This is a genomic window from Streptomyces fractus, from assembly GCF_049844455.1.
Classification (GTDB): domain Bacteria; phylum Actinomycetota; class Actinomycetes; order Streptomycetales; family Streptomycetaceae; genus Streptomyces; species Streptomyces fractus.
In genome coordinates, this window is the sequence record NZ_JBMYHI010000002.1 from 2,766,861 (window position 1) to 2,790,163 (window position 23,303).

At 70.0% G+C, this 23,303-nt stretch carries 16 protein-coding genes and 1 pseudogene; 4 read left to right on the forward strand and 13 right to left on the reverse strand.

The features are described from left to right. Nucleotides 1–79 precede the first annotated feature (79 nt). The 6 genes from ACP4E5_RS14270 to ACP4E5_RS14295 form a co-directional block, all read right to left on the reverse strand. Nucleotides 80–1,624: an RNA polymerase sigma factor gene (locus tag ACP4E5_RS14270; RefSeq protein ID WP_425828627.1), complete on the reverse strand. Its 1,545-nt coding sequence runs from the start codon at nucleotides 1,622–1,624 to the stop codon at nucleotides 80–82. A gap of 489 nt (nucleotides 1,625–2,113) precedes the next feature. Next, nucleotides 2,114–2,998, reverse strand: coding sequence for a FadR/GntR family transcriptional regulator (locus tag ACP4E5_RS14275; protein ID WP_425828629.1), 885 nt, complete (start codon nucleotides 2,996–2,998; stop codon nucleotides 2,114–2,116). Nucleotides 2,999–3,161: 163 nt separating this feature from the next. Then, nucleotides 3,162–5,195 (reverse strand): ABC transporter ATP-binding protein, encoded by a 2,034-nt coding sequence (locus ACP4E5_RS14280; protein ID WP_425828631.1) that lies wholly within the window; start codon nucleotides 5,193–5,195, stop codon nucleotides 3,162–3,164. A gap of 224 nt (nucleotides 5,196–5,419) precedes the next feature. Next, nucleotides 5,420–6,181, reverse strand: coding sequence for an NUDIX hydrolase (locus ACP4E5_RS14285; RefSeq protein WP_425828633.1), 762 nt, complete (start codon nucleotides 6,179–6,181; stop codon nucleotides 5,420–5,422). A 106-nt stretch (nucleotides 6,182–6,287) separates the two neighbouring features. Then, entirely contained in the window at nucleotides 6,288–8,468 is a 2,181-nt protein-coding gene (locus ACP4E5_RS14290) for a glycogen debranching N-terminal domain-containing protein (RefSeq protein WP_425828635.1), read from the reverse strand. 164 nt (nucleotides 8,469–8,632) lie between these two features. After that, nucleotides 8,633–10,075 carry a DUF4192 domain-containing protein gene (locus ACP4E5_RS14295; protein WP_425828637.1) on the reverse strand — a complete coding sequence of 481 codons (1,443 nt, stop codon included), beginning with the start codon at nucleotides 10,073–10,075 and terminating at the stop codon, nucleotides 8,633–8,635. 132 nt (nucleotides 10,076–10,207) lie between these two features. Here ACP4E5_RS14295 and ACP4E5_RS14300 point away from each other — a divergent pair, with 132 nt between their 5' ends. Together ACP4E5_RS14300 and ACP4E5_RS14305 are read left to right on the forward strand one after the other, a co-directional pair. Further along, on the forward strand, nucleotides 10,208–12,370 hold the full coding sequence (locus ACP4E5_RS14300; RefSeq protein ID WP_425828639.1) for a RecQ family ATP-dependent DNA helicase: 2,163 nt from the start codon (nucleotides 10,208–10,210) through the stop codon (nucleotides 12,368–12,370). A gap of 223 nt (nucleotides 12,371–12,593) precedes the next feature. Then, nucleotides 12,594–13,232 (forward strand): hypothetical protein, encoded by a 639-nt coding sequence (locus tag ACP4E5_RS14305; protein WP_425828641.1) that lies wholly within the window; start codon nucleotides 12,594–12,596, stop codon nucleotides 13,230–13,232. A gap of 81 nt (nucleotides 13,233–13,313) precedes the next feature. Here ACP4E5_RS14305 and ACP4E5_RS14310 read toward each other — a convergent pair whose 3' ends face one another. From ACP4E5_RS14310 to ACP4E5_RS14320, 3 genes are all read right to left on the reverse strand, one after another. Then, a complete protein-coding gene (locus ACP4E5_RS14310) occupies nucleotides 13,314–13,949 on the reverse strand; it encodes a hypothetical protein (RefSeq protein ID WP_425828643.1) in 636 nt (211 codons plus the stop codon). A gap of 68 nt (nucleotides 13,950–14,017) precedes the next feature. Then, nucleotides 14,018–14,719, reverse strand: a complete 702-nt coding sequence (locus tag ACP4E5_RS14315) for a ribonuclease HII (protein WP_425828645.1) — start codon at nucleotides 14,717–14,719, stop codon at nucleotides 14,018–14,020. 51 nt (nucleotides 14,720–14,770) lie between these two features. Further along, nucleotides 14,771–15,397, reverse strand: a complete 627-nt coding sequence (locus ACP4E5_RS14320) for a TetR/AcrR family transcriptional regulator (RefSeq protein WP_425841324.1) — start codon at nucleotides 15,395–15,397, stop codon at nucleotides 14,771–14,773. Between the two features lie 255 nt (nucleotides 15,398–15,652). Here ACP4E5_RS14320 and ACP4E5_RS14325 point away from each other — a divergent pair, with 255 nt between their 5' ends. Then, nucleotides 15,653–17,209, forward strand: coding sequence for an MFS transporter (locus ACP4E5_RS14325; protein ID WP_425828647.1), 1,557 nt, complete (start codon nucleotides 15,653–15,655; stop codon nucleotides 17,207–17,209). Nucleotides 17,210–17,239: 30 nt separating this feature from the next. Here the strand turns inward: ACP4E5_RS14325 and ACP4E5_RS14330 are convergent, their stop codons facing one another. The 3 genes and pseudogenes from ACP4E5_RS14330 to ACP4E5_RS14340 all read right to left on the reverse strand — a co-directional run bounded on the left by ACP4E5_RS14330 (nucleotide 17,240) and on the right by ACP4E5_RS14340 (nucleotide 19,542). Beyond that, entirely contained in the window at nucleotides 17,240–18,142 is a 903-nt protein-coding gene (locus ACP4E5_RS14330; RefSeq protein WP_425828649.1) for an ADP-ribosylglycohydrolase family protein, read from the reverse strand. A 12-nt stretch (nucleotides 18,143–18,154) separates the two neighbouring features. Further along, nucleotides 18,155–18,814 (reverse strand): histidine phosphatase family protein, encoded by a 660-nt coding sequence (locus ACP4E5_RS14335; protein ID WP_425828651.1) that lies wholly within the window; start codon nucleotides 18,812–18,814, stop codon nucleotides 18,155–18,157. 123 nt (nucleotides 18,815–18,937) lie between these two features. Next, nucleotides 18,938–19,542, reverse strand: a pseudogene (locus ACP4E5_RS14340) (YdbC family protein). A 147-nt stretch (nucleotides 19,543–19,689) separates the two neighbouring features. Here ACP4E5_RS14340 and ACP4E5_RS14345 point away from each other — a divergent pair. Beyond that, nucleotides 19,690–20,229, forward strand: coding sequence for a TerD family protein (locus ACP4E5_RS14345; RefSeq protein WP_425828653.1), 540 nt, complete (start codon nucleotides 19,690–19,692; stop codon nucleotides 20,227–20,229). 115 nt (nucleotides 20,230–20,344) lie between these two features. Here ACP4E5_RS14345 and ACP4E5_RS14350 read toward each other — a convergent pair whose 3' ends face one another. Continuing rightward, nucleotides 20,345–23,239, reverse strand: coding sequence for a vitamin B12-dependent ribonucleotide reductase (locus ACP4E5_RS14350; protein WP_425828655.1), 2,895 nt, complete (start codon nucleotides 23,237–23,239; stop codon nucleotides 20,345–20,347). Nucleotides 23,240–23,303: the final 64 nt, after the last annotated feature.

Consider the following 23,303-nt stretch of genomic DNA (forward strand, 5'->3'; position numbering starts at 1 on the left):
ATCGCCTACGGCGAAGGCCCGGCACTCGCCCGCGAACGGGGAAGTGCCGGGCCTTCTGAGGGCCGTACAGCGCCTGTGACTAGTCGAGGTAGTCCCGCAGGACCTGCGAGCGCGACGGGTGGCGCAGCTTCGACATCGTCTTGGACTCGATCTGGCGGATGCGCTCGCGCGTCACGCCGTAGACCTTGCCGATCTCGTCGAGGGTCTTCGGCTGACCGTCGGTGAGACCGAAGCGCATGGAGACGACGCCCGCCTCGCGCTCGGACAGGGTGTCGAGCACGGAGTGCAGCTGCTCCTGGAGGAGCGTAAAGCTGACGGCGTCGGCCGGGACGACGGCCTCGGAGTCCTCGATGAGGTCACCGAACTCGCTGTCGCCGTCCTCGCCCAGAGGCGTGTGCAGGGAGATGGGCTCACGACCGTACTTCTGGACCTCGATGACCTTCTCGGGGGTCATGTCGAGTTCCTTGGCCAGCTCCTCCGGGGTGGGCTCGCGGCCCAGGTCCTGGAGCATCTGGCGCTGCACGCGCGCGAGCTTGTTGATGACCTCGACCATGTGCACCGGGATACGGATGGTGCGGGCCTGGTCGGCCATGGCACGGGTGATCGCCTGACGGATCCACCAGGTGGCGTACGTCGAGAACTTGTAGCCCTTGGTGTAGTCGAACTTCTCGACCGCGCGGATCAGACCGAGGTTGCCCTCCTGGATGAGGTCCAGGAAGAGCATGCCGCGGCCGGTGTAGCGCTTGGCCAGCGAGACCACCAGACGGAGGTTGGCCTCCAGGAGGTGGTTCTTGGCGCGGCGGCCGTCCTCGGCGATGATCTCCAGCTCGCGCTTGAGCTTGGGAGCGAGCTTGTCGGCGTTGGCCAGCTTGTCCTCCGCGAACAGGCCGGCCTCGATGCGCTTGGCGAGCTCGACCTCCTGCTCCGCGTTGAGCAGCGGGACCTTGCCGATCTGCTTCAGGTAGTCCTTGACCGGGTCGGCGGTGGCACCGGCGGCGGCGACCTGCTGGGCCGGCGCATCGTCCTCGTCGTCGTCGGACAGGACGAAGCCCTGGCCCTCGGTCGGCTCTTCCTCGCCGGCCTTCGCCGCCGGAGCGGCCGGGGTCTCCTCGGTCGCCTCGTCCTCAAGAAGGTCGTCGTCCTTCTTGGCGGCGGTCTTCTTCGCGGCGGTCTTCTTGGCGACCGTCTTCTTCGCGGCGGCCTTCTTGGCCGGCGCCTTCTTCGCCACGGCCTTCTTGGCCGGCTCGGCCTCCTCGTCGACGGCCTCTACGGCCGGCGGCTCGGGAGCCGTGGTGGCGGCGACCTTCTTCGCGGTGACCGTCTTGGCCGCGACGGTCTTGGTCGCGGTGCGCTTGACCGGGCTCTTGGCTGCGACGCTGCTCTTTCGGGGACGCTTGGGCTCAGCGGCACTGACCATCAGCGTCACACCCTCTTCCTCGAGGATCTGGTTGAGGCTGCGCAGAACGTTCTTCCACTGAGTGGCCGGAATCTGGTCGGCTTCGAACGCACGGCGCACGTCGTCGCCGGCGATCTGGCCATCAGCCTTTCCCCGCTCAATGAGCGCCATGACAGAGACGGATTCGGCGATCTCCGGCGGGAGCGTACGGGATGTGCTGGCCGACACGAACAACCTCTCGGAACGTTGGAAAACGGCTTCCGGCCCCGTCCTGTGTGGACCGGAGCCGACGACCGCCGGCTTGGGGATGGGCCGACGGCGCGGGCAGGAGCCTGGGAGATGGACAGCGCCACAAGCGGCTGCTGTATTCCCTCCTCGGCTGTCACCTCTTAGGTCATCGCGCTACCCCGAGGAGCGTTACGCCCAATCTGCGTGGCCCGAGTCACACCGCGCTATCGGTCAAAGACTGACTGATACGGACAGACCGGGTCATGCGGCCGATCTCGTCCGGCGTGTAACGACGTCGCCGGGCGTGACCTCTCCGGGCGTGCAACGACCTCGAAGAACGGATCCCCTATAGGAGAACGGGCCCTTCCGCCTACGCCTCGGGTCGCCGGATGGCGCCCTCCTGCACATGCTCCGTGTCCACGTCGCACATGCGGCACCGTCCGGCGACCCATGGTTCACCCTCCCTCGCCTGTCGCGCCCCTGGCGCGATCAGTGCTCGCGGGGAGCCGGCACCACGCGCTCCACCTCGGGGTGGACGGTGAGCAGCTGCCGCATGGCGGCCTCGGAGGCCGCACCGTCGCCCGCGGCGAGGGCGTCGACGATGCGCGCGTGGTGCGCGACGACCGTCTCGTTCGGACGGTCGCAGCCGATGACCGGGCCGCCGGAGACGTGCAGCGCCGCGGACACGATGCCGGAGAGGTGCTCGAGCATCCTGTTGCCCGCGAGCTGGATGAGCAGCGAGTGGAACTCCGCGTCGGCGCGCGAGAACGTGATCGAGTCTCCCTGACCCAGCGCGTGCCGCATGATCTCCACCATGTCGGCAAGGCGCTGCTGCACGTCCTCCCTGCCGTGCCCCGCGGCGAGCCGTGCGGCGAGCGGCTCGATCGTCCATCGCAGCTCACTCAGCTCGCGCCGCTGGTCGTCGCGCTGCGGCCCGAAGGCGCGCCATTCGATGATGTCCGGGTCCAGCAGGTTCCAGTCGCTGACCGGCCGCACGCGCGTGCCGACGTTCGGCCGCGCACTGACCAGGCCCTTGGCCTCCAGTACGCGCAGGGACTCGCGAACGACGGTGCGGGACACCTCGAAACGCTGGCCGATCTCCTCCGGAACCAGCGGGCGGTCGGCGCCCAGGTCGCCGGAGACGATCATCTGGCCGAGCTGCTGGACGAGTTGGCCGTGCAGACCGCGTCCCCGGCTGCCCCCGGCGCGTCGGCCCACCCGGCCGAGATCAGGGTCCGGGCTCTCCCATGCAGGGCTGCCGACGCGCTCGGCGGTCGACTCCACATAGGGGTAGCGGTCGAGTTCGCCCGGTCCTGCGAGGCCTGAGTCGGCGGAGCGGGCGGCGGTCATCATGGTGTGCGCAAGGGTACTCACGGAATCTGTTGTCGGCGTCACCCCCAACTCCCTTGAGGTCTTTGGTGAAAAGCACACGAAAGGGTGATCTCCCTCCTCGCTGCACTTGACGCCTTATCGGAAAGAAGTGGGCGTTCCGCGGGGAGTTGCGCTCAGTGAGGCGTCGGAAGGCGTCGGCCGGTCGTCACCGCACCCGAGTACGCAGCGCTGTGAACAGATATGCGCAGAGCAGAGCACTCAGCGACAACATCAGTGCACCACCCACGGGTTGAGTGATCATCCGCATTCCGGCAGCGACGAAACGCTCGATCCCGAACGGCCAGTCCACCAGGGCAAGATCACGCAAGCGCACCGGAAGTCCCGCCGCCGTTCGCACAGATGGTCCCTCCAAGGCTTTCTGTACGAGCGGCACGATGATGATCGGCACGGCCACCACGGCGGCCAGTCCGGCCGCCGTGGACCGGAACAGACCCGACGCGAGAACGCCCGCCCAGGCGCACCCGACGACCAGAGCGAGCCAACTCGCGCTCAGCGACAGCCACTCGGCGGGAACTTGTGTGAGCTCCGATCCGTATACGAGGTACAGCAACGCGGTATCGCAGGCGACGGTGAGAACCCCCAGGAGGACGGCGACCGCGGCGCCGACGAGCAGCTTCGCGGCGAGAAGTCCCAGGCGGCGGGGGACGGTTCCGCGGTCGGCGGCGAGTGCGGGGTAGCGGAATTCCTCGCCGAAGGCGAAGGCGCCGAGCAGTCCCGCGCCCAGGGCGGCCGGCGGCAGGGGAAGTACCTGCGGCCAGGCGGCGATCAGACGTGGCTGCGGCATGTGCCCGGCACGTGCGAGCAGCACGGAAAGGAGCGCGGAGACGGCGAGAACGAGCGCGACGGTGACATGACCGGTGGCGATGCCGGTCGCGCGACGCAGTTCGTAACGCACCGGGCGCAGCGGGCCTCGGGCGGTGCGCACGGTGATCGGTGGCGGCAACGCAGGCAGCGTGTCGGACGTCTCGCGTGTGGAACCGGCTTCAGGCGTACGGCCGTTCGAGGCGGCTCGACGCTGTGCCGCTGGGGGCGACGCCGCATCGGCGAGTGGCACGAACGTGCTGGTCGGGGTGAGGGCGTTGAGGGGAGTGTCCGCTTCGGGGGTGTGCGCATCAGGGGCGTGCGCTTCGGGGGTGTGCGTCCGGCCGTCGGCACCGAGGCTGGACCGGGCGTCGAGCCCGGTGCCGGATCGAGCGTCGGCCCGCATACCGGATCGAGCGTCGGTGCCCGCGTCGGCAGCGCCACTGCCACCGTCACCGGCGCTGCCCAGCCGGCCCTCGGTGACGGGCGGTGCCGCCGCGGAAGGACCTGCGTCGCCGATCTCGTCGGCGAGTTGGTGCACGAGGATGCCGTGGCGGAACGCGATGTCTCCCACGTCCGCGCAGGTGCTGCCGTACACCGACAGCCGGCTGCCGTCCTCCGTGACCACTTCGACCGAGCGCTTGGCTGTGCGCGCCTCCTTCGCCAGGAGGACGCCGAACCGCGCGGCATGCGGGCTGCGGACCACGACCCGGGGCCGCAGCCGGGTCCGGGCGAAGTCGGCGACCTCCTGGTCCGCCACCACCTTGCCCGCGTCGAGCGTGACGACTCTGTCGGCGGCCCGGGCCGCCTCCTTGGCGTCGTCGGTGGTGAAAAGGACCGTGCCACCGAGCGCGGCATACGCCTTCAGGATGCCGTGCAGCCATCTGCCCTCCCGGGCGGACAGGCCGGCCGCGGGGTCGTCGAGCACCAGCGTGTGCGGATCGGCGAGCAGTGCGCAGGCCAGGCCGAGCCGTCGGTCCATGCCGCGCGACAGGGTGCCCAGGCGCTCCTCTCGAAGGCTCACGAGGCCCACCACCTCAAGCACTTCCTCCGCGCGTCGCACAGGTACGCCGGCCGCGGAGCAGAGCATGCGCAGGTGCCCCCGGACGGTTCGGCCCGGGTGTCCCGGCACGTCACCGAGCAGCACGCCGACTTCCCGCGCGGGATGAGCGATGCGGTGCAGCGGACGACCTCTGAAGTAGGTGACGCCACGGCCTTGTTGGAGTTCGAGCATCAGGCGTACAGCTGTCGTCTTGCCCGACCCCCGTGTGCCGAGCAGGGCGGTGACGCGGCCGGCGCGCGCGTCGAAGGACACATCGTCGACCGCGGGCGGGCTCCCCTTGCGTGCGTTACTCGTCAGTCCGGTGGCCTGGATCATCGCTTCTCTCGCAGGATGGGCGACCGCTCGGCGGCCGGGACCCGCCCGCCGGCAGGGCGACGGGCGGACCCCTCGGGTACTTCAGCAAGATAACGCGATATTCAGTACTTTTCGGGCATCGCGCCTACGTGAGTGCCCACGATTCCGGGCCTCCCCGGTGTCACCGTGGCCCACCGGGCGCAGCCCACACCGCGCGTGCGGCGACTCCCTCAGCGGCGAATCGATCAGGCTTCCGGCCGTAGCATCGGCGGATTGAGGAGCGTGGCCCCACCGGCACGGAAGAGCTGGGCCGGCCGGCCGCCCTGCCGGGTGGTGGTGCCGCCGGTCGGCACCAGAAAACCCGGGGTGCCCGTCACCTTGCGGTGGAAGTTCCGCGGGTCCAGGGCGACACCCCACACGGCTTCATAGACGCGGCGCAGCTCGCCGACGGTGAACTCGGACGGACAGAACGCCGTCGCGAGCGAGGAGTACTCGATCTTGGAGCGCGCTCGCTCCACACCGTCCGCCAGGATCTGGGCGTGGTCGAAGGCCAACGGTGCGGCCTGCTCGTCCTCCCGTCCGTAGCCGCCGTGTTTCAGCAGCGCCTCCACCGGGGCCCAGCGTGCGCTGTGCGCGTCGCCGCCGGGGCGCGGCGCGGGCAGGTCCGGGGCGAGCGCGAGGTGGGCGACGCTGACCACGCGCATCCGGGGGTCCCTCTTCGGGTCGCCGTATGTGGCCAACTGCTCCAGGTGCGCGCCGTTGTCCTGCGCCGGTGCCATCGGGTCGTGGGCGCACAGCCCCGTCTCCTCGATCAGCTCGCGCGCGGCCGCCGCCGTCAGGTCCTCGTCGTCCCGTACGAACCCGCCCGGCAAGGCCCAACGCCCTTGAAACGGCGGTTCACCACGGCGTACCGCCAGCGCGCACAGCGCGTGACGCCGGACGGTCAGCACGACCAGATCGACGGTGACTGCGAAGGGCGGAAAGGCCGACGGGTCGTAGGGCGACATGGAACGATCATAGTCGTCTGCCTGACGATAAACACTCCCTTCGCGCCCCTGCTCCGCCCTTCGTCGGGCGGTGCGCAGTGGTCCGGTCCGGCAGGGTCCGCGCCCTTCACACCCCCAACTGCAGTTCGTCCGCGGCCTCCTCCACCATGGCGAGTCCGAGCCTGCTGACGCGCACGGAGAACGGCTGCCCGGCGACCCGCAGCCCGGTCAGGCCGATCTCGCCCAGCGGGGCGCTTCGCATCGGAGACAGTGTCACCGTTCGGGCCGGTACGTCGGGGCGAATGCCCGCGAGGGCGGTCAGGAGGTGCACTCCGGCCGCGGACGCGACGGCAGCGGGTCTGCACGCCGCGGGGTGTGGCAGCGGAACGCCTCCCTCGACCCGCTGCAACCCCGCGTACATCTCGGGCAGCCTGTACTCGAAGGCGTCGGCCGCGTCGAGGACGCCTCTGATCAGCGACGCGGCCTCCTTCTCGTACCCGGCGGCCGACAGACCCGCGACGGCGACGGCGGTCTCGTGCACCCGCACCGCTCCCGAGCGGTGCCCGAAAGGGTTGTACGACGCCTCCTTCACGCCCAGGCTTCTGAGCCCCCACCCGGAGTCGAGCCCCGGCCCACCGAACAGCCTCGCGAGGTGCTCGGTCCGCACCTTGTCCAGCAGACCTGGCGCCCATGCGCCCGCGCCGAGCAGTCCCGTGTCCAGAAGGTGGGCGGCGCCGCTGCCCAGGCACGCCGACCTGCGCCCGTCCGCCGTGAGGGCCGCTGCCGGTCGACCGCCGCCGCGATCCTCGATCCAGAAGTCCTCCTGGAAACGCCGCCGCAGTTCCTCGGCCCACTGGCGCAGTTCCGCTCCGCCGGGTCTGTCATGGGCGTCCAACAGGTCGGCGCCGAGCATGGCGGCCCGGTGGGCATACGCCTGGGTCTCGCACCGCTGAGGGCCGCCCGGGCCGGGGTCCGGGATGTAGGGGCCTTCGCGGGCGGTGGTCCGCAGCCACCGCAGACAGCGCTCGGCGGTCGGCAACAACTCCGCCACCTCGCACTCGCCCAGCCCCCAGCGTCGGGCCTCGGCCAGCAGAACCGGAAACTGGAGAGTGGCCTCGATGCCTGTGCAACTCGGCGGCAGTTGCCCGCCCGTCTGCCGCAGCGGACCCGGCAGTTTCCCGAACGCCGCTCCGGGCTCGCGCAGCTGCGTACGGGCAAGCGCTCGTAGGGTGCCGAGGGCGAGCCCGGTCCCCAGTGGCAAGGCCATTCGAGCTGCCGCCAGCGCCTCGGCGGGGGCAGGACCGCAGCGCCATGGAACGCCCGCGGCCACGCAGGCATCGGACGGATGCGTGGGATCACGCACCAGGAGCGCCTGCAGGTCGGCGGTGCCGACGCGCAGCAGCGGGCCCACGCGCGGATCGTCCCCCTGTGCCGTGGCCGGGGCGAACGGTCGGATCGCGCTGTGCCCCGCCGCTCTGCCGGCACCGCCATCACCGGTTGCCCGTACCCGCAGCCGCACCGTTTGTCTGCCGCCCGGCGGGAGCTCGAACTCCCAGCGCAGCAGGCCCGCCGATGCCAGGGCGTCCATCGGCGGGGGCGTCACCGTGACCAGAACCGTCGGCCCGCTGCCCGTCGGCGACGACCAGCGCAGTCCGCAGTCATGGACCATCGCGGGCAGTTCACGCCCACCGCTCCCGGCCGCCACGGCGCCGAGGTCGGCGAGGTCGGTGCCCAGTGCCACTTCGAGCGGCAGCCGCAGCGTCCGCCGCGCGGAGCTGTGCAGCGTGATGTCCTCCGTGCCCTCCGCGTGCCGGATCCGCTCGACGACGACATCCGGGTCGGGCCCGGCGTCCGAGGCCACCCGCAGGGTCGCCGTGAAGCAGGTCCGGTCCGCGGAGATCATGCGCGCCTGCACAGCGAGGGGTTCTCGCCCCGCCACTCGAATCTGGCAGCGCGACAGGAGGCGTCTGCCCCGGTGGAAGAAGCCTTCGAGCCCTTGCCCCGTCAACTGGCCCTGGCTCGAGGAGATCGCGAGGCCGGGCAGGTCGACACAGATCAACGCCTGGTGAACCGGCGCGAGTTCCGTGCTCCGCCGCAGCGCACGAGCCGGTCCCACCGAAAGAGCCTGGAGACCGGGGTGGCCCGGCGGCGTACGTGGCCGTCCTTGCACAGGCTCGGGCGGCACGGCACCGGGGCCGGGGCCGTGCAGAGCCGGCGCACCCGGTGCCTCACGGGCCGCCAGGGATGCACGGGACGCATCAGTGTCAGGCACCGTAGGTGCGTACTGCGGCGAAACGTTGGTCGTCATCTTCGCTCCCCTCCCCTTGCGGGTACGGCACGCCGCCGACCTGCTCTGCACCTCGGCGGCGCGACCCGACCGCCGCCACCGCTCTCTCAGATGAACGGGGCGCGCCCACTCCAAGTAACGCCACAGAGCCGCGAAGCGAGATAGCGGGCCGGGGCGTCCAGTCCTCATCCGTCGCCCCTGCTCCGCCGCCTGGGACGGCGGAGCTCCGTCGGCCGCCGGGGTGCACGCGTGCCCGCCCGCGCAGGGCGCGTCCCGGCTCCGGGACGCCGCTCGCCCCGCCGGCGCAGGGCGGCTTCCAGGCCACGGGCGGCACGGGACACACCTGGGTCGGCGGCGCCTCCGGGGACGGCCACCGCCGACGGGCGAGGTCCGTCGACTCCGCCGCCATTGGTGGCTTCGCCAGCGGCCACCCCGGCCGGCGTGTCCGAGTCCGGCTCCGAGCCCTGGACCGGGTCCGAACCCTGGTCCTGGTCCGAGTCCGGGTCCATCCGCCTCGCCCGCAGGGAGCGCCGCACGGGCTCGGGGTCGAGTCCGTCGGCCCGCGCTTCGTTGAGCAAGCGGGCGAACATATAGCTCGGGTCGGCGCCGAGGGCCATCTCCAGTGCCTGGTCCGCTTCAACGGTGTCGCCGATCGACCAGGCCACCCATCCCACGAGCGCCAGCGGCGCGGCGGCGTACTCCCCATAGGAACCGACGCACCGGCGCGCCAGAGCCCGCCACAGGCGCAGGGCATGAACGGCCTCCTCTCCCTCCATCCACTCCGCCGCCCGGTCTCTGGTCATCCGGTCCTGGAGGCCGAGAATCAGCGACGCGGCCTCATCGTGCGCCAGCAGCTCGTCGTCCTTGAGGTCGGCCGCGAGCGCGTCGGCCGCTCCGGGTTCGTCCGCGAGGCGTCGCATGACCAGGCGGGCCAGATCCAGCGTCGCCGCCTCCACCTCCTCGCGGGGAGTCCCGGCGAGGATCCTCGGCACGAGGTCCATCGCCGCCGCGTCGAGGGCGCGCGTCTGATCCGTCGCGAGCGCTGTCTCCAAGGGGGCCAGGCGCGCCCTCATCCTCCCCAGGGAACCTCGTACCTGAATGCCCGCGAAGGCTGCAGTGGCCGCCATCACCGAGGTGCCGTCGGTCGCGATCACGTTGCCGTCCACCGGGCAGCACTCGGCGCGTGCGCAGCAGTAGGACCAGTACCTGCCTTCCGAGAGGCACAGCGCTTCCGTGACCGGTACGTCGAGGCTGCCGCACTCGGTGCGCAGCAGCTGGGCCAGCGGCCGGAGTCGCTGCATGATCCGCCGCCCCGCGTCGGGGCCCGGAGTCGCCGCGTCCTGGCAGAGGAACGCGACGACGCTGTCGGGGTGGCCGTCCCTGCGCTCGCACTCGCCGATCAGGCACTGCGCCATCTGTCGCGCCACGGCCTGCCAGTCCTCGGTGCGCTCGGGAATGCCGAGGCGCACACGACCGCCGAAACGCCCCTTGTGCAGGGCGACGAGGACGATGCTGTCGTCGGGCCGGAACCCGAGCAAGTACGGGAGTGCCTCCGCGAGTTCACCTGCCGTGCGGAGGGTGATCTTTGCTTCGCCGGTCAGCCCGGCCGGCTTGCTGTGATTCGTCATGCGCCGACCATGCACCGGAACACAGCACTCCGGTTTGGCCTGTGGATAACCCCGGTCAGGGACACGACACGAGTTGTCCACAGCGGGAGGGCTCGTTCGCGTGATGTCAGTGCGATCGGGTTGCATGGGGGCATGAGCAACGAAGAGCTGCGGACAGCCGCCGATACCGTTCTCGCCCGTCTCGTCGGCGATCCGAGCGGCACGGCCAGACTGCGCGAGGACCAGTGGCGCGCCATCGAGGCCCTGGTCGCCGACCATCGGCGGGCCCTCGTCGTGCAGCGCACCGGCTGGGGCAAGTCCGCGGTGTACTTCGTCGCGACCGCGCTGATCCGCCGCCGCGGCGGCGGACCGACCGTGATCGTCTCCCCGCTGCTCGCGCTCATGCGCAACCAGGTGGAAGCGGCTGCGCGTGCGGGGATCCGCGCCCGCACCATCAACTCGTCGAACACCGAGGAGTGGGACGCCGTGCGGGCCGACGTGGCGGCCGGCGAAGTCGATGTCCTCCTGGTCAGTCCGGAGCGGCTCAACAACCCCGACTTCCGGGACAACGTGCTGCCCCAACTCGCCGCCGCCACAGGCCTGCTCGTCGTCGACGAGGCCCACTGCATCTCGGACTGGGGGCACGACTTCCGACCCGACTACCGCCGTCTGCGCACGATGCTGGCCGAGCTTCCGCAGGGCGTCCCCGTCCTGGCGACGACGGCGACGGCCAACGCGCGCGTGACGGCGGACGTGGCCGAACAGCTCGGCACCGGATCCGGCTCGGACGCCCTGGTGCTGCGCGGCCCGCTCGACCGCGAGAGCCTCAGCCTCGGGGTCCTGCAGCTGCCGGACGCCGCACACCGCTTGGCCTGGCTCGCCGACCACCTGGACGAGCTTCCGGGCTCCGGGATCATCTACACCCTCACCGTCGCCGCGGCCGAGGAGGTCACGGCCTATCTGCGACAGTGCGGCCACACCGTGTCCTCCTACACGGGCAAGACGGAGAACGCCGATCGGCAGCAGGCCGAGGAGGACCTCCTGGCGAACCGCGTGAAGGCGCTGGTCGCCACGTCGGCGCTCGGTATGGGCTTCGACAAGCCGGACCTCGGGTTCGTCGTCCACCTGGGCTCCCCGTCCTCGCCGATCGCCTACTACCAGCAGGTGGGACGCGCCGGGCGCGGAGTCGACCACGCGGAGGTGCTGCTGCTCCCGGGCAAGGAGGACGAGGCGATCTGGCGCTACTTCGCGTCGCTCGCCTTCCCCCCGGAGGAGCAGGTGCGGCGCACGCTGGACGTGCTCGCGCAGTCCGACAGGCCACTCTCCCTGCCCGCACTCGAACCCTTGGTGGAACTGCGCCGCTCACGCCTGGAGACCATGCTCAAGGTCCTCGACGTGGACCGCGCGGTGCACCGGGTGAAAGGCGGCTGGATCGCCACGGGTCAGCCGTGGGCCTACGACACCGAGCGCTATGCGTGGGTGGCCAAGCAGCGCGAGGCCGAACAGCAGGCGATGCGGGACTACGCGACGACGGACGGCTGCCGCATGGAGTTCCTGCGCAGCCAGCTCGACGACGAAGAGGCGGCCCCGTGCGGCCGCTGCGACAACTGCGCGACACCGCGGTTCTCCGACGCCGTATCGCCCGAAGCACTGAACTCGGCGCGGGGTGAACTCGGGCGCCCCGGCGTCGAGGTGGAGCCCAGGAAGATGTGGCCCACCGGCCTCGCTGCCGTCGGCATCGACCTCAAGGGCCGCATCCCCGCGGGTGAGCAGGCCGGATCCGGTCGGGCGCTCGGCCGCCTGTCGGACATCGGCTGGGGGAACCGACTGCGCCCCATGTTCGCGCCGCAGGCCCCGGACGGACCGGTTCCGGACGACGTGGCGGGAGCCGTCGTCGACGTGCTCGCCGACTGGGCCAAGGGCCCGGGCGGCTGGGCGTCCGGTTCCGCTGATGCCTCGCCGCGCCCCGTAGGCGTGGTGACGATGGCGTCCCACACCCGCCCGCAGCTCATCCAGTCCTTGGGCGCAGGCATCGCGCAGGTCGGCCGCATGCCGCTGCTGGGCAGCGTGTCGTACGCGCCGGGCAGCGACACCGCACACATCCCGCGCAGCAACAGCGCACAGCGGCTGCGGGCCCTCGACGGCACATTGACGCTCCCGGCCGAGCTGTCCGAGGCGCTCGCGCGCGCGGGTGGCCCGGTTCTACTCGTCGACGACTACACCGAGACCGGCTGGACGCTCGCGATGGCCGCCCGGCTGTTGCGACGGGCGGGCGCCGAGGCGGTGTTGCCACTGGTCCTGGCGGTACAGGGGTGAGGAACGCGTAGCGACCCAACCTTTGGGCAGGGATATTGGCGACGCATCGCCAGATACAGGAACGCGGTCCCAATTGCTCGTTGCCGTCTGCCACTGCGACGGGAAGAATTGGGGCTGCTCCCCGCGCGGCTCCCCGTGATCCGGTGGGCGGTAGAGCTGTGTCGCGGTGCGCTCCCCAGTCCGACCCCGCCCTCAGTGTGGGCGTGTAGCCGAAGGGAGGACCGTGACCTTCGGATTCGCTCCGTCCTCGGCGGCATCGATGTCCGCGTCCTTGAGGCGCACCGAGAGGTCCGCCGATTCCGTCAACCGACCGACAAGGCTGCTCGAACCCGCGGAGTGGGCGGCAGCGGGCATCCCGCTGCTGCGCAACCCGCGCGAGGTCGTCAGCGGGCTGCATTCCCGCCACCGACCGGTCCCCCAGACCGTCGTCGTAGCCGTGCTCGACCCGGACGAGCGGCTGCGGGCGAGTGCCTCGTTCGTGCGCCGCGAGAGCGCCACCGACGGCTGGACGTTCCGCAACGCCCTGCTGTCCCAGCTGCGCCGGGTGATCCCGCACGACCTGCGCCGCCGCACGCCGGTGCACACCGCGGTGATGCTGTACTGCCGCGAGGGTGACACCCGTTGGACGGAGGAGGACGGGGCCTGGATGTGGGGGCTGCGTGACGCGTGCACGCTGCACGGCCTGCGCTGCGGCGCGTACATCACGATGACGCGGGACGGCTGGCAGGTACTCGGAGAGGGCAGAGCCGGTCGGCGCCCGAGCGTGGGGTCCGTGGCCGAGGCCCTGGGTACCGGGGAGCCATCGGCGCCGCGCACCGGCGGCGCCGCGACAGAAGTGCTCCGCCGCGCCGCGGCGCGCTGAACGGCACGGCGGCCGTCGCGCGCCCGCCTGCCGGACTCCCCGGACACCGCTTCGCGGTGCGGGCAGCCGGCAAGCGGCACGTCAGACTCCGGCGCCCAGCAACGAGTTGATGCGCTCCGGGTCGCCGCACACGATGAGCAGCGCACCCGCCCGGCCGAGCGCGATCGGCAGCGCGTTGGTGGCCACCTCGTCGGCTCCGCCGTTCACGGCGACGACGACCACCGGGCGGGACGCGGCGCGGCCCAGGACGGAGGCGTCCGCGTAGAAGACATCGTCACGGGCGTCGTGCTGCGCCCAGTAGGAGTCCTCGCCGAAGGACAGCTCGTGCGCCGCCCACGGGTGCGGGTCACCGGTGGTGACCACCAGGACGTCGCCCGGCGCGCGGCCCGAGTCGAGCAGCATGTCGAGGGCCTCCTCCGCAGCGTCCAGCGCGCCGTCGGCCGGGGCCGGGATGAGCTGGATCTGCGGCTGGGAGGCCGAAGTCGGTGTGGCGGCAGGGGCGTTCGGCCCCGGCTTGTGGGCACCCGTCGACTCGCGCGAGGTTCGCTGCGCGGGCGGCGTGGGCCTGGAGGGACCCGGACGTCCGGGTCGCGGTGGCGCCGCGGGACGCGGGCCGGGTACGGGGCGGGGGGTCGGCGCGGTACGGCCGCTGTTGGGCGTGGCGCGGGGACCCTGGGCACTCTCGTGAATCTGAGGCTCCTCGGGACTGAGAGGCATGAGCTGATATCTATCAAACGCAGGTGCGGCTCGCGTCAACGGGTGGCACGTCAGTGCGAGCGTGGTGGTCAGAAGTCGAAGCCGAGCTGGCCCTCGATCTCCGGAACACCGACGTCCGCCCAACTGCGGGCCTTCTTGAGGTGCCGCCACTGGGGCAGCGCATCAAGATACGCCCACGAAAGCCGGTGGAACGGGGTGGGCCCCCGCTCTTCCAACGCGGCGCGATGCACCGGCGACGGGTATCCGGCGTTGGCCGCAAACCCGAAGTCTGCATGGTCGATGCCCAGTTCGGCCATCATTTTGTCGCGGCGGACCTTTGCGATCACCGACGCCGCGGCGACGGCGATGCAGGAACGGTCCCCCTTGATCACCGTACGAACCTGCCAGGGGGCACCCAGGTAGTCGTGCTTCCCGTCGAGGATGACCGCGTCCGGCCGCACCGGCAGGCCCTCGAGGGCGCGCACGGCGGCGAGCCGCAGGGCTGCCGTCATCCCCAGGTCATCGATCTCCTCGTGCGAGGCGTGCCCGAGGGCATGCGCGGACACCCAGCTCTCCAGCTCGACCGCGAGAGCCTCGCGGCGCTTGGGGCTGATCAGCTTGGAGTCGGTGAGGCCCTCCGGCGGACGGCGCAGCCCGGTGACGGCGGCGCAGACGGTGACGGGACCGGCCCAGGCACCGCGACCGACCTCGTCGACACCGGCAATGATCTTGGCACCGGTAGTGGCGCGCAGTGAGCGCTCGACGGTGTGGGTGGGTGCTTCGTACGGCATGGCGGCAGACAGCGTACGCCGCCCGGGTACCGTCGCGACACCCGGCTCGCCTCAATGCGCCTGTCGACGCAGCAGCGGGACCATCACGTGGTCGATCATCTGCACCAGATCCCCCTCTTCCCATTCGCTTCCGCACACTTTCGAGCGGTACATCATCAGCGCCGGAATCACGTCGCAGACGCTCGCCTCGTCGACGTCCGGGCGCACCTCACCCCGCTCGACACCGCGGCGTACGACTTCCTTGACCAGCTCGACGCTGGGCTCGATGACGCCTTCGGTGATCACGCTGTGGAAGCGCTCGGCGGTGAGGGTGTCGCATTCGTGAAGCACTGAGCGCAGCGCGTAGCCGGGCCGTGAGTACATGGCCGCCCGCAGCCGTCGACACAGCTCCAGCAGGTCCTCCCGCACGCTTCCGCACTCCGGCGCCGAGTCCAGCGCGGGCAGGCCCGCCTGGAGCGCGTCGACGACGAGGTCCTCCTTGGAGGGCCAGCGCCGATACACCGCGGCCTTGCCGGTCTGTGCGCCCGCGGCAACGCCTTCCATCGTCAGGCCGTTCCAGCCGACCGTACTGAGCTGATCCAACGCCGCTTCCAGAATGGCCCGTTCGAGCACGGGGCCACGCCTGCGAAGCGCGGAGGCCGCCTGAGCGGGGGCGACCGTCCGACGTGAACTAACCATCATCATCTCTCCGTTGAGCCGTCCGAGAGCGGTTCGAACGCGCGGCAGCGGGCTCAGCACACGCTCACGTGCACTGATGGGGAGCCACCACCGAGCATCTCAAGCTTCCTCCTTCCTTTCGATGGGTCGACCGCAAGGTTCTTCCAGCACATTCTCAACTCCCGTAAAGAACGCTTGTGTTCACTATGTCCGGGCCGCTACGATCCCGAACAGGGAACGTGACCGTTCTCTAACCTTGCCCATGGGGGATCGCTCGTGACACAGGATCAGATCCAGGCACATCCGGCTCCGCCCAGCAAACCCCGCGCCACCGCGCGCCCACCCCGACCCGGCATCGCGCTGACAGTGATCGCCGCGTGCCAACTGATGGTCGTGCTCGACGCCACCATCGTGAACATCGCCCTGCCCCACATGCAGACGGCACTGGGCTTCTCCACCAACAACCTGACCTGGGTGATCAACGCCTACGCGCTCACCTTCGGCGGACTGCTGCTCCTGGGCGGCCGGGCCGGCGACCTTCTCGGGCGCCGCCGCATGTTCATCACCGGCATCGCCCTGTTCAGCCTCGCATCGCTGTTAGGCGGATTCGCCCAGGAACCCTGGCAGTTGCTCGCGGCCCGCGCGCTTCAGGGCGTCGGCGGGGCGATCGCGTCTCCCACCTCACTGGCCCTCATCGCCACCACGTTCCCCGAAGGACCCGAGCGGAACCGGGCGTTCGGGGTCTTCGCCTCCGTCTCCGCCGGTGGCGGCGCGGTCGGGCTGCTCGCGGGAGGCATGCTCACCGACTGGCTGGACTGGCGCTGGGTGCTCTTCGTCAACGTACCCATAGGCGTACTGATCGCCCTCCTCGCCCCGCGCTACATCAAGGAGTCGCAGCGTCACCCAGGCCGGTTCGATCTGCCAGGAGCCCTCACTTCCACCCTCGGCATGGCCGCCCTCGTGTACGGATTCATCCGCGCCGCCTCCGAGGGCTGGAGCGACGGCCTCGCCGCCGCGTCCTTCGGCGCCGCCGCGGTCCTGCTGATCGCCTTCATCGCCATCGAAAGGCGTACCAGCCAGCCGATCACGCCTCTGAAGCTGTTCAAGGACCGCAACCGGTCCGGCACCTACGCGATGATGCTGAGCCTCGCCGCAGCGATGTTCGGCATGTTCTTCTTCATCGTGCTCTTCGTGCAGAACGTGCTGCACTACAGCCCGGTCAAGGCCGGCCTCGCCTTCCTCCCGGTGACCGCCGCCATCGTGCTCGGCGCGGGGATAGCCACGAACCTGCTGCCTCGGCTCGGCCCCAAGCCCTTCATGACCGTGGGCTGCCTGCTGACCGCCACCGGCATGGGCTGGCTGACCCTCATCGACCCCAGCAGCTCCTACGTCGGCGGCATTCTCGGCCCGATGCTCCTGTTCGGCTTCGGCATGGGCCTGAACTTCGTCACGCTGACCCTGACCGCGGTCTCCGGCATAGCCGACAGCGAGTCCGGAGCGGCGTCCGGCATGCTCAACACCACACAGCAGGTCGGCGGCGCCCTCGGCCTGTCGATCCTCACCACGATCTTCAGCAGCGCCAGTGCGAGCGAGGCCAAGAATCAGATCCCGAAGTTCCTCGCCGAAGGCTCACCGGAGCAGAAAGCCACGTTCGCCAAGACCCACCGGCTGCCCGCTCCGTGGAACGACTCGGTGCTCGCCCACGGCATAGGCAACGCCTTCATAGCGGCCGCCTCACTGGCCGTGATCGCGGCGCTCATTGCCCTTTTCGTCATCCAGGTACGCAAGAGCGATCTGGAGGCGCTGAGCGGGAAGCCCGGGGCCTCGGTCTGAGGGGGCACTCCCCCGAACCTGTTCTACGCCCTACGCGGTCGGCGCCCAGGCCGGCAGTGGCTCGGTCCGGCCGAGCCACTCGGCCGAGGGCGCCCCGTCCGCGCCGGAAGCGACGATGCCGCCCACGATCGCGCAGGTCGTGTCCATGTCGCCGCCGACCTGGGCCGTGCTCCAGAAGGCCCCCTCGAAGTCGCCGAGGCCCCGCGCCGCCGACCAGATGGCGAACGGCACGGTGTCGTGCGCGGTCGTCCTCCGGCCACAGCCGAGAACGGCCGCCACCGTGGACGCGTCCCCGTAGTCGAGCATGTCCTTGGCGCGGCGCAGGCCGGCGCCCACCGCGCTGCGCGGCACGAGAGAGATCACGCCGTCCAGCAGGTCCTGTGGCTTCGGAGGCCCCGCGGCATCCGCCACCAGGGCGGCCGCGGCCGCCACTGCCATCGAACCCACGACGGCCTCGCGGTGCTGATGCGTCGGGTAGGCGGAGATCTCGGCCTGATGCGTGGCCTGCTCGGGATCGTCGGCGTAATAGGCGCCGAGCGGGGCGATCCGCATCGCCGCGCCGTTCCCCCACGACCCCCGCCCGTTGAACAGCGCGGAGGCCAGGGTGCGCCAGTCGTCGCCCTCCCGGATCTGCTGCAGCAGCCGGTTCACGGCAGGGCCGTACCCGCGGTCGACGTCCTGTCGCTCCGCGAACGATCGCGCCAGCTCGTCCTGGTCGACGCGCTCGTGAGCGGCCAGGACGGACACCACCGAGGCGGCCATCTCAGTGTCGTCGGTCCACTGCCAGATACCGTCCGGCAGCGTGCGGGTCTGCAGCAGCGGATAGTTCACGGGAACGAAGAATTGTGATCCCAGCGCGTCTCCCACGGAGAGTCCGCGCAGGCTGGACAGGGCGCGGTTCAAGCGCCCGTCGGGTGAGGAGTCAGCGGTCATCGCTCTGCCACTCTATCCGGTGACTCCGTACGATTCCGGTTCGCGCCAGCGGTCGAACGGACGGTCCAGGGTGTATTTGCCGTTCTCCCCGAGAACGAGCAACCGCATCTCCGCGTTCCCGGGGTTCGACAGCGACTCGAAATCCGCGACAGACCAGTGGAACCAGCGCATGCAGAACAGCCGCATGGTTAGCCCGTGCGTCACGAGCAGGACGTTCGGCGGATGGTCCGGGTCCTCGAAGCTGCGGTGGAGGCTCTCCAGGAACGCGCCCACCCGGTCATACACGTCCGCCCCCGACTCGCCCTGGGCGAACCGGTAGAAGAAGTGCCCATAGGCATCGCGATACGCCTTCTGCAGCCGTACGTCCTCGCGGTCCTGCCAGTTTCCCCAGTCCTGCTCCCTGAGCCGGGGCTCTTCCCGGATGCGTACGAGATCGGGGTCGAGCCGGAAGGCGCGGAAGGTCTCATGGGTGCGCCGGTACGGCGAGACGTACACGCTCACCCGCTCGCGTCCGAAAAGCCGCCGGAGGTCCTCGCCGGTGGTCTCGGCCTGGCGCCATCCTTTGTCGGTGAGCGTCAGGGCGTGATCGGGCTCGCGCTCGTAGATGGTGTCGTCGGCGTTGCCTTCGGATTCGCCGTGCCGGACAAGAACGATGCGCCGCGGTCGTGCCATGCACACGACCCTAGATCGCCGGGCGGCTTCGAGCACCCGTGCGGGGTGTGCGGCGGGGATCATGTGGATCAGAGCGGTGGCCCGACGGGCACGCGCGCGTAGCACGCGCGCGTAGTCGGACGCTCAGACCGTCCAGGTCGATTCCAGTTCCACGATGTCCCCGGTGATGGCCGCGATGTCGACGTCCGTCTGGGCGCGCTGCGAGAGCCGCTCCACCCGGTCGACCTGGTACTTGCCGTGCTCGGCCGCCGAGCGCCACATGGAGAGGACCAGGAACTCGTCTCCTGGTGCGTCGCCGAACAGCCCCCGGACCATACCGGGCGAGCCGGCCATCGCCGGGTTCCACACCTTCTGCTGCATCAACGTATAGTGCTCGGCCCGCTCGGCGTGCACCGTGCAGTGCGCCACCCGCACGACGTCCGCGTCCGTGAACCGCGGCTCGAACCCGGTCTTCACATCGAAGCGGTGGTCGAAGAGCTTCACCTGGATGTCCTTGTACGTCCCCGACTGCGCGGCCGCGAGCCGGTCGTGGGAGCGCGCCATGAAGGAGTCGTAGAAGGCACGGCTCTCCCAGAAGCCGAAGACGTGGGCCACATCGGGCCGTTGCCTGCTCCAGCCTCCCCCTGTCCCCGGAATCCGGGCTCTCCCAGAAGCCCCGCCCACTTCCGCTGCCCCCGCTCGAAACCCCGACGATCCACCACCGTGCAACGAATCCACTTGACCAGCACCGCGCCATCGTACGGCGCACCGGCCGCCTGCCGCGGTGGTCCCGAACCCACGGTCGAGACGCCTCAGAGGAGATGGTCGTGTTGTTGTCAGTGGGACCACGTAGCGTGTCCGTAGTACTCAACGCCGCACCGAGGAGGGGGAGTTCGGTGAGCAGCCTCCGCAAGGGGATCGAGAAGATCGAGGTCGGTCTGAAGTGGGACCCGAGCCCGTTGGGCTCGCCTCCCGATGACCTGGACCTGATCGCCGCTACGTACACGGGCGACGACCCGCACGGCAGCCCCGCGTACGTCGTCCATTTCGACAGCCGTTCGCCCGACGGGACCATCACGCTCAACCGGGACAGCAGGACCGGGCAGGGTTTCGGTTTCGACGAGGTCATGACGCTCGAGCTGGAGCGGCTCGCGCCCAGGTACGCGCGCGTGGTCGTGGGTGTGGCCATCCAGCAGGACGAGCGGGCGACCGGTCGCGCCAAGGTGTTCGCTGACGTCTCGAACACGGCGGTGCGCATAAGAGAGGGCTACACCGACCTGTCGCAGCACGACTTCGCGGTGGTCTCCGGCGCCTCCGCGACGACGATCGCGGAGTTCACCCGGGACTCCGACGGGGAGTGGTCGTTCCACGAGACGGTGCGGGGCTTCGACGACGGCGATCTGAATGCGTTCGCGGCGGCGATGGGCGCGCTGTAGGCACATCGGGCGGGTCCGTCGCGGGGCCCCGCCGTGTATGCCGAAGGGCGGCGGAACCGTGATGGTTCCGCCGCCCCTCAGTTCAGGCGCTCAGCCGGATCAGGCACTCAGCCGATCAGCTGCAACCGCTGGTCGAACCGCAGCCCTCGCAGATGTAGCAAGAGCCGGCCCGCTGCATCTTCGTGCCGCAAGAGAAGCAGAGCGGGGCGTCGGCCTGGATACCCAGCTGCATCTCGACGAGCTCGGCGCTGGTGTGCGCCTGCTGCGGCACGGACTGCGCGGTGGCGTCCGCGGCCTTCGGCGTCTCGACGGCCTTCAACTCCTGGGCGCGGGGCGCCGACTGGGCCAGGGCCTCGACGTCGACCTCGTCCTCGTTCGGCTCGTAGGACCCCGTCTCCAGGTGGCGCTGGCGCTCCTCGGCGGAGTGGATGCCGAGGGCGGAGCGCGTCTCGAAGGGCAGGAAGTCGAGCGCCAGGCGGCGGAAGATGTAGTCGACGATCGACTGCGCCATCCGCACGTCCGGGTCGTCCGTCATACCGGCCGGCTCGAAGCGCATGTTGGTGAACTTCGAGACGTAGGTCTCGAGCGGCACGCCGTACTGGAGGCCGACCGAGACGGCGATGGAGAAGGCATCCATCATGCCCGCGAGGGTGGAGCCCTGCTTGGACATCTTCAGGAAGACCTCACCGAGACCGTCGTCCGGGTAGGAGTTGGCGGTCATGTAGCCCTCGGCGCCGCCCACCGTGAAGGAGGTGGTGATGCCGGGACGGCCCTTCGGGAGGCGCTTGCGCACCGGGCGGTACTCGACGACCTTCTCGACGGCCTCGCGGATCGTCGCCTCGGTCTTCTCGGTGACCTCGGCCTTCTCCTGCTCCTTCTTCTTGGCGGAGAGGGGCTGGCCGACCTTGCAGTTGTCGCGGTAGATGGCGAGCGCCTTGACGCCCATCTTCCACGCCTCGAAGTAGACCTCTTCGACGTCCTCGACGGTCGCCGTCTCCGGCAGGTTGACCGTCTTGGAGAGCGCGCCGGAGATCCACGGCTGGATGGCCGCCATCATGCGGACGTGGCCCATCGCGGAGATGGAACGCTCGCCCATGGCGCAGTCGAACACCTCGTAGTGCTCGGGCTTGAGGCTCGGGGCGTCGATCACATTGCCGTGCTCGGCGATGTGGGCGACGATCGCCTCGATCTGCTCCTCCTGGTAACCCAGGCGGCGCAGGGCCTGCGGCACGGTGCCGTTGACGATCTGCATCGAGCCGCCGCCGACCAGCTTCTTGAACTTGACCAGGGCGAGGTCGGGCTCGAGGCCGGTGGTGTCGCAGGACATCGCGAGACCGATGGTGCCGGTCGGGGCGATGACGGACGCCTGGGCGTTGCGGAAACCGTTCTTCTCGCCGAGGCGGATGACGTCCTGCCAGGCCTCCGTGGCGGCGGCCCAGATCGGGGTGTCCAGGTCGTCCATGCGGACGGCCTCGGCGTTGGCGTCGGCGTGCTGCTTCATGACGCGGTTGTGCGGGGTCGCGTTCTTCGCGTAGCCGTCGTACGGGCCGACGACCGCGGCGAGCTCGGCCGAGCGCTTGTAGGACGTACCCGTCATCAGCGAGCTGATCGCGCCGGCGAGGGCGCGGCCACCGTCCGAGTCGTAGGCGTGGCCGGTCGCCATGAGCAGGGCGCCCAGGTTCGCGTAGCCGATGCCGAGCTGACGGAAGGCGCGGGTGTTCTCGCCGATCTTCTGCGTCGGGAAGTCCGCGAAGCAGATGGAGATGTCCATCGCGGTGATGACCAGCTCGACGATCTTCGAGAAGCGCTCGACGTCGAAGGACTGGTTGCCCTTGCCGTCGTCCTTCAGGAACTTCATCAGGTTCAGCGAGGCGAGGTTGCAGGACGTGTTGTCCAGGTGCATGTACTCGCTGCACGGGTTCGAGCCGTTGATGCGGCCGGACTCCGGGCACGTGTGCCAGTGGTTGATGGTGTCGTCGTACTGGATGCCCGGGTCGGCACAGGCCCAGGCGGCCTCGGCCATCTTGCGGAAGAGAGACTTGGCCTCGACCTCTTCGATGACCTCGCCGTCCATGCGGCCACGCAGGCCGAACTTCGAGCCGGACTCGACGGCCTTCATGAACTCGTCGTTCACGCGGACCGAGTTGTTGGCGTTCTGGTACTGGACGGACGTGATGTCGTCGCCGCCCAGGTCCATGTCGAAGCCCGCGTCGCGCAGCGCGCGGATCTTCTCCTCTTCCTTCACCTTGGTCTCGATGAAGCCCTCGATGTCGGGGTGGTCGACGTCGAGGATGACCATCTTGGCCGCGCGGCGCGTGGCGCCACCCGACTTGATCGTTCCTGCGGAGGCGTCGGCACCGCGCATGAAGGAGACGGGACCCGAGGCGTTGCCGCCGGAGGAGAGCAGCTCCTTGGAGGAGCGGATGCGGGAGAGGTTCAGGCCGGCGCCGGAGCCGCCCTTGAAGATCATGCCCTCTTCCTTGTACCAGTCGAGGATCGACTCCATGGAGTCGTCGACGGACAGGATGAAGCAGGCGGAGACCTGCTGGGGCTGAGGCGTGCCCACGTTGAACCACACCGGCGAGTTGAAGCTGAAGATCTGGTGCAGGAGGGCGTAGGCCAGCTCGTGCTCGAAGATCTCGGCGTCGGCGGGCGAGGCGAAGTACTTGTGGTCCTCGCCGGCCTTCCGGTACGTCTTCACGATGCGGTCGATGAGCTGCTTGAGGCTCACCTCTCGCTGCGGGGTGCCGACGGCGCCCCGGAAGTACTTACTGGTGACGATGTTGACCGCGTTCACCGACCAGAACTCGGGGAACTCGACGCCACGCTGCTCAAAGTTGACCGAGCCGTCGCGCCAGTTGGTCATGACGACGTCACGATGCGCCCATTCCACCTCGTCGTACGGGTGCACGCCGGGGGTGGTGTGGACGCGCTCGACACGCAGACCCTTGTTGGCCTTGGCTCCCTTGGCCCGGGAGCCTCGTGCCGGGCCGCTCGCCGTCTCTGTCATGCCGCCTCCCATATATCGGGCTAAAACGCCCTAAAGTGCCCGGATCTTCCCGCGCACGGTGTGT

Coding starts and splice junctions, on each gene's coding strand:
- ACP4E5_RS14290 (WP_425828635.1), bottom strand. CDS start 8,468: ATGACGACCAACGTTTCGCCGCAGTACGCACCTACGGTGCCTGACACT.
- ACP4E5_RS14330 (WP_425828649.1), bottom strand. CDS start 18,142: ATGACCGCTGACTCCTCACCCGACGGGCGCTTGAACCGCGCCCTGTCC.
- ACP4E5_RS14320 (WP_425841324.1), bottom strand. CDS start 15,397: ATGGTTAGTTCACGTCGGACGGTCGCCCCCGCTCAGGCGGCCTCCGCG.
- ACP4E5_RS14315 (WP_425828645.1), bottom strand. CDS start 14,719: ATGCCGTACGAAGCACCCACCCACACCGTCGAGCGCTCACTGCGCGCC.
- ACP4E5_RS14285 (WP_425828633.1), bottom strand. CDS start 6,181: ATGTCGCCCTACGACCCGTCGGCCTTTCCGCCCTTCGCAGTCACCGTC.
- ACP4E5_RS14350 (WP_425828655.1), bottom strand. CDS start 23,239: ATGACAGAGACGGCGAGCGGCCCGGCACGAGGCTCCCGGGCCAAGGGA.
- ACP4E5_RS14295 (WP_425828637.1), bottom strand. CDS start 10,075: ATGACGAATCACAGCAAGCCGGCCGGGCTGACCGGCGAAGCAAAGATC.
- ACP4E5_RS14280 (WP_425828631.1), bottom strand. CDS start 5,195: ATGATCCAGGCCACCGGACTGACGAGTAACGCACGCAAGGGGAGCCCG.
- ACP4E5_RS14300 (WP_425828639.1), top strand. CDS start 10,208: ATGAGCAACGAAGAGCTGCGGACAGCCGCCGATACCGTTCTCGCCCGT.
- ACP4E5_RS14310 (WP_425828643.1), bottom strand. CDS start 13,949: ATGCCTCTCAGTCCCGAGGAGCCTCAGATTCACGAGAGTGCCCAGGGT.
- ACP4E5_RS14335 (WP_425828651.1), bottom strand. CDS start 18,814: ATGGCACGACCGCGGCGCATCGTTCTTGTCCGGCACGGCGAATCCGAA.